Genomic DNA, 6041 nt, shown 5'->3' with positions numbered 1-6041 from the left:
TCCTATTTCCCGGCGAGCTTCTTCTGGATGAATTCGTCGATGGCGGTGAGCGAGACGAGGACGTCCATCAGGATCTCCTCGCCGTCGAGGGTGAGGGAGAACTCGGTTTCCAGGAACCGCATCATTCTCACGTAACCGAAGGAGTCGATGACACCCGCCTTGAAGAGGTCGGTGCCGGGGGTGATCTCGTCGTCGAACTCGAAGAGGAAGCGCTCTTCCAGGTACGTCCGGATCGTGTCCGTCGTCGTTTCCATCGTTCAGGCTCCAGTCTTGATGGTATGGACCATTCGGGTGAGGGACCGGCCCCCGATCTCGGTGAACTCCAGCCCCTCGTCCCGGTCGAGCAGACTTCGGACACAGTCGGTCCAGCGCACCGGCGCGACGAGCTGTTCGGCGAGCAGGGCGGCGGTCTCCCGCGGCCGGTGGATCCCGGCGGTGACATTGGAGACGACCGGCGTCGTGGGTTCGGCGAATTCGAACCGGCGGAGGAATTCCGCGAAACGCACCCGGGCCGGCTCCATGTAGCGGGAGTGGAACGGCGCGCTCACCTTGAGCCGCGCCACCCGGACGCCGTTCTCCTCCAGACAGCCGACGGCGGCGTCCAGCACCGGGGGAGTGGCCGCGATGACGAGCTGGGCGGGGGTGTTCAGGCCGGCGATGTCGACGCCCTCGACCCCGTGCTCGGCGAGGATCGCCAGCAGCTTCTCCTCGGGGGTGTCCAGCACGGCGGCCATGCCCCCCTCGGAGGCCGCGGCCATCAGCTCGCCGCGCCTGGCGACCAGCCTGAGCCCGGTCTCGAAGTCGAAGACCCCGGCGGCCAGCAGGGCGTTGTACTCGCCGAGGCTGTGCCCCAGGTAGACGTCCGCGGGGCGGTCCTCCCTGCGGGTGTGCTCGAAGGCGTGCAGGGCGTTGACGACGAAGATCGCCGGCTGGGTGTACTCGGTCCTGGAGAGCAGGCCGTCAGGGTCCGTCGTGCACAGGGCGGCCAGGTCGTACCCGAGCAGGTCGGAGGCGAACCCGACCAGCCCCGGGTAGCGTCCGAGGACCTCGGCGCCCATTCCCTTGAACTGGCTGCCCTGACCGGCGAAGAGCATGGCGAACACGGCATTCCTCCGACGTCGTCGAGGGGGAGCGGGGGTTGGTGGAGCACGGCGTCGCGCGCGGCGGCCTCACAGCCGGCCGGAAGGGACCACCGATCTGAGGACGTTCAGGACCGCCCGGCCGCGCCGGCCGAGGGCGAGGCCCGGCGCGGCGGCCACGCCGAGCGAGGCGGTCGGCGCCTCCCCGGCGAGTTCCACCGCGCGGAGCCGGCCGCCGTCCAGGGTGGCGGGCCGGTGGGTGTGCTGGTAGGTCAGGGTGAATCCGCACCCGGCGGCCACCAGGCCGCGCGCGGTCTCCGGGCCGGCCGCGGTGATCACCGGCGGCATCGGAACGCCGGCATCGGCGAAGAACTTCTCGAAGTGGAGCAGCAGTGCCGGGTCGTCGAGGGCCACGAACGGCCGGTCGGCGAGCTCGGCCAGGCGGACCGGGCCGGCGCGGCCGCCCGGGTCGTCCTCCGCGAGCAGCGCCCGCATGGGCAGCTCGGCGAGCGGGAAGAACCGGGCGTCGCCGCTCAGCACGTCGTAGGTGACGGCCAGTTCGCAGCGGCCCTCGCGGAGCAGCGCGAGCAGCCGGTCGGCCGGTTCCTCACAGGTGTTCAGCCGCAGCGCCGCGTGCCGCTGGGCCGTGACCCGGTGGGTCGGCGGCAGCAGGAACGGGGCGAGAGGGGTGAGGAACCCGACGCAGATGCCGCCCTCGATGCCGCCGGCCAGCGCGTCCCCCTGTTCCTGGAGGCTCCTGGCCTGTCCCAGCAGCGCCCGGGCGCCGAGCAGGAGGTGCCGCCCGTTCGGGGTGAGGGACACCCCTCGGGCGTGGTGGCGCAGCAGCAGCTGGACGCCGAGCTGGCGTTCCAGCCGCATGATGGCCGAGGAGACGGTCGATTGCGACGCGCGGAGTTTCTCCGCCGCTTCCGAGATGTTTCCCAGTTCGGCCGATTCGACGAAATAGCGCAACTGCGTGAGGCTGAAGTCCAGGCGGTCGGTCATTTCTTCACGTCCGGAGTGGTGATTCTGCTGATCGGATCGTGGCAGGTGGTGTTCGCGACCCGGCGAGTTCAGCCGGGGTGCGGGTCTCGGTAGGACGGTCTCGGGCGGCCGGCCGGAATGCTCGGGCCGGGACAGGAGGTCCCGGGCCGGTGGGGCCAGGGGTACGGATGGGGCGGCGGCATGACGGGGCTCTTCTCTGCTTCGGGAGCGGGAGAAAGCGGTCGAGCGGGCATCGCGAGAACGCCAAATGACGTGAGCGTGTCAAGCATGTAAAAAGACCAGGCCAGGAAGGGTTTCCAGGCCGGGAATGTGAGAGAAGGAAGCACACGGAACGAAGTGCTTCGCTCACCTTAGGCGACAGGCTGACCGCGAAACAAGGTCGCCTTGGGGCCGGGATGTGAGGAGCCGATGCACGTAAGCGGTATTCCGGATTCCGCCCGCCGGTGCGCCTTGGCCGGTGTTTGGCGCGGTGTTTGGCGCCCCTTGCGGGCGCCCCGGGTGAAGCGGCCGCGCCCCGCCGCCGCCGGGGCGGTGACGGGCGGTCAGAACGATCTTCGCCGAGGGCTTTCCCGCAGGTTGGACGCGTTCATGACGCATCGACAGAAGGGATGAGACGACCCTTGACCGCCGCCCGCCTTCTCTGCCAACCTCTCGGCAGGTCTAGGCCAGGAGATCTTTCCGCGGGGGGGAAGATCGGCTCCGAACCGGCAGCGCGCAGGGGGGATCTGTGAGCCCGGGCGGGCCAGGGCCGGAGCGGCCCGCCGGCCGGCCAGGGCCGGGCCGGACCTCACCGGCGGCCGCGCCGCCAGTGCATCCGGGGCGCCGGCCGTGTCGGCCCCCGGTCGCGGCGACGCACCATACACCGACTGCCGAATCGAGCCGCACATGCCGCATCCCTCCTCCCCTCACGTGTCTACGTTCCAGCGGGGCATCTGGTTCACCGAACGTCTCGGCCGTACGCACGGTGTGTTCCACATGCCGGTCCTGGTCTCCTTCGACCGGGTCGACGCCGAGGCCCTCGGCCGGGCCGTCACCGCGCTGACCGCCCGTCAGCCGGCCCTGTCGCTGGTGTTCGTGGAGCGGGACGGCGACCTCGTGGCGGAGCCGGGCCCGGGCCCGGTCCTCGACGTGGTCGACGCCACCACGGACTGCGCGGACGGCCTGCGCAAGCGCCTGGCCGAGGACGCGGCCAGGCCGTTCGACCTGCGGACCGGCCCCCCGGCGCGGTTCACCCTCTACCGGGGCCGCGGCGAGGCGGCCGAACTGCTGGTCGTCGCGCACCACGCGGTGTTCGACGGCGAGTCCAAGGACGTCCTGCTGACGGAGCTGGCCGCGGCCTACGCGCGCGCCCTGGACGGGGCGGCCCCGGCGGCCGGCCCGCTGCCGCCCGCACCCCCGAGCCCGGCCGACCCGGACCTCGTGCGCCGCGCCGCGCACTGGTACGGCCCGCGCTGGGCCGCGGCGACGGAGCCCGTCCTGCCGGGACTGCCGCGCGCCGTCACGGCCCCGGAGTCCGGAGCCTCGGTCGCGTGGCGGGTGGACGCGGCCGGCCGGGCGGCCCTGGCCGGCGCCGCGCGGGAGTGCGGCGTCACCGTCTTCGAGTTCCTGCTCGCCACGCTGCACGGACTGCTGCTGCGCTACGGCGGCGAGGCCGTGCCGGTCGCCGTGCCGCTGTCCGTCCGCACGGCCGGACAGGCCGGCGAGATCGGGCTGTTCGTCAACGAGCTGCCGGTGCACGCGCCGGCCGGGGCGACCACCGCGACGCCGTTCGCCGACTACGCGAGGGCCGTGCGCGCCGAGGCCCGCGGCGGCTACCCCTTCCGCTCGGTGCCCTTCGGCGAGGCGGTCGGCGGGCTCACCCCGCGCGCCGGGCTGACCCCGGTGTCGTTCGGCTACCGGCGCGGCCTGGCCGCGGAGCCGGTGTTCTCCGGAAGCACCGTCCGGGTGGAGCGCGCGGTGTTCAACGGGGCGGCCCGCAACACGCTCCACCTCCAGGTGGTCGACACCGCCGACGGGCTCGCCTGCTCGCTCCAGTACGCCCCGGCGGTGCTTCCGCCGGAGACCGCCGAGCGGATCGCCGCGCACTACCGGGCCCTGCTGGCCGCCGCCACGGCCGAGCCCGGGGCGCCGCTGGGCACCCTGGCCCTCCTGGACGAGGCCGAGCGGCGCAGGGTGACCGAGGAGTGGAACGACACCGCGCGCCCCTTCCCGCACGACCGCACGGCGCTGGACCTCGTCCGGGAGCGGGCCGCCGCCGCACCGGACGCCCCCGCCGTCAGCGCGGGCGCCGAGCGGCTGAGCTACCGGGAGCTGGTGGAGCGGACCGACGAGCTGGCCGCCGTCCTGCGCGGGGCCGGGGTGCGCCCCGGAGACCTCGTCGCCCTGCACCTGGAGCGCACCGCCGAGCTGCCGGCGGTGCTGCTCGCCGTGCACGCCGCAGGGGCCGGCTACCTGCCGCTCGACCCGGGCCACCCCGCCGAGCGGCTCGCCTTCCTGCTCGCCGACTCGGGCGCCGGACTGCTGGTCGCCGACCGGGAGCCCGCCCCCGAGGTGCTCGCGGCGGCGCCGGCCGTGCTCCGCCTCGACGGCGACCGCCCCGGCCCCCGGCCGTCGGCGGCCCAGGACCGGCCCGGGCCGCTGGCCTACGTGCTGTACACCTCCGGGTCGACCGGGCGGCCCAAGGGCGTGGAGATCGGGCACCCGGCGCTGGTCAACCTGCTGACCTCCTTCGCGGATCGGCTCGGCTCGGGCCGGCGGCACGTCTGGCTCGGCCTGACCTCGCTCTCCTTCGACATCTCCGTCCTGGAGCTGCTGCTGCCGCTCGTCACCGGCGGCCGGCTGGTGCTCGCCCCGGAGGGCGCCGCGCTGGACGCGCCGGGCACCGCCGAGCTGATCCGGCGGGAGGGCGTCACCCACCTCCAGGCGACCCCGTCGGGCTGGCGGGTGCTGCTCAGCGCCGGGCCACTGCCGGCCGGGCTGACCGGGATCGTGGGCGGCGAGGCGCTGCCGCTGCCGCTGGCCCGCGAACTGCGCGGCGCCCTCGACCGGCTGATCAACGGCTACGGCCCGACCGAGGCGACCATCTACGCCACCTGCGCCGAGGTCCCCGCCGGAGCCGACGCCGTGGTGATCGGCCGGCCCGTCCCCAACACCAGGGCGTACGTCCTGGACCCGGACGGCCGTCCGGTGCCCGCCGGGATCCCCGGCGAGCTCCACCTGGGCGGCCAGGGCGTCGCCCAGGGCTACCGGGGGCGGCCCGAACTCACGGCGGAACGTTTCGTCGAGGACCCGTTCGCCGGCGGCCGGATGTACCGCACCGGCGACCTCGTCGCGTGGACCCAGGACGGCGAGCTGGAGTACCACGGCCGGATCGACGACCAGGTGAAGATCCGCGGCCACCGGATCGAGCTCGGCGAGATCGAGGCCGCGCTGCTCGACCACCCGGCCGTCGCCGCCGCGGCCGTCGCGGTGCACCAGCCGGACGAGGGGGAGCCGGGACTGGTCGGCTACCGGGTGCCCGCGCCCGGCAGCGCCGAGCCCACCGACGCGGAGCTGCGGGACCACCTGCTGCGCACCCTGCCCGCGATCATGGTGCCCCGGCAGTTCGTGGCCCTCGACCGCCTGCCGCTCACGTCCAGCGGCAAGCTCGACCGGCGCGCGCTGCCCGCCCCGCCGCGCCCGGAGGCGGCGGAGCCGGCCGAGGCCGGTGACGAGGTCACCGCGACCGTGCTGGCGATCTGGCGGGAGGTCCTCGGCACCGACGACATCGGCGCCGAGGACGACCTCTTCGACCTCGGCGGCCACTCGCTGACGATCATCCAGATCACCGCCCGGATCCGGGACGCGCTCGGCGTCGACCTCGCCTTCGACCTGTTCTTCGACGCCTCCACCCCGGCCGCCCTGGCCGCCGTCGTGCGGGAGCGGCGCTGACCGCCGCCCAGCGCCGCTCCGTGCCCG

4 protein-coding genes are annotated in these 6041 nt (G+C 74.2%); 1 reads left to right on the top strand and 3 read right to left on the bottom strand.

The window, feature by feature from the left end:
* Positions 1–2: 2 nt before the first annotated feature.
* The 3 genes from ACZ7C5_RS30145 to ACZ7C5_RS30135 all read right to left on the bottom strand — a co-directional run bounded on the left by ACZ7C5_RS30145 (position 3) and on the right by ACZ7C5_RS30135 (position 2084).
* Positions 3–254: an acyl carrier protein gene (locus tag ACZ7C5_RS30145; protein WP_401088312.1), complete on the bottom strand. Its 252-nt coding sequence runs from the start codon at positions 252–254 to the stop codon at positions 3–5.
* Between the two features lie 3 nt (positions 255–257).
* Positions 258–1094: an ACP S-malonyltransferase gene (locus ACZ7C5_RS30140; protein WP_401088526.1), complete on the bottom strand. Its 837-nt coding sequence runs from the start codon at positions 1092–1094 to the stop codon at positions 258–260.
* Between the two features lie 75 nt (positions 1095–1169).
* The gene (locus ACZ7C5_RS30135; RefSeq protein ID WP_401088311.1) at positions 1170–2084 is read right to left on the bottom strand and encodes a LysR family transcriptional regulator; all 915 of its coding nucleotides are present in this window, start codon (positions 2082–2084) and stop codon (positions 1170–1172) included.
* A gap of 909 nt (positions 2085–2993) precedes the next feature.
* Between ACZ7C5_RS30135 and ACZ7C5_RS30130 the strand changes: the two genes are divergently transcribed.
* Positions 2994–6014 (top strand): non-ribosomal peptide synthetase, encoded by a 3021-nt coding sequence (locus tag ACZ7C5_RS30130; RefSeq protein ID WP_470323847.1) that lies wholly within the window; start codon positions 2994–2996, stop codon positions 6012–6014.
* Positions 6015–6041 lie beyond the last annotated feature (27 nt).

This window comes from Kitasatospora sp. NPDC036993 (genome assembly GCF_055607525.1).
Note: the sequence above shows the minus strand (reverse complement) of the source record. Positions and strands in the feature narration are given on the sequence as shown.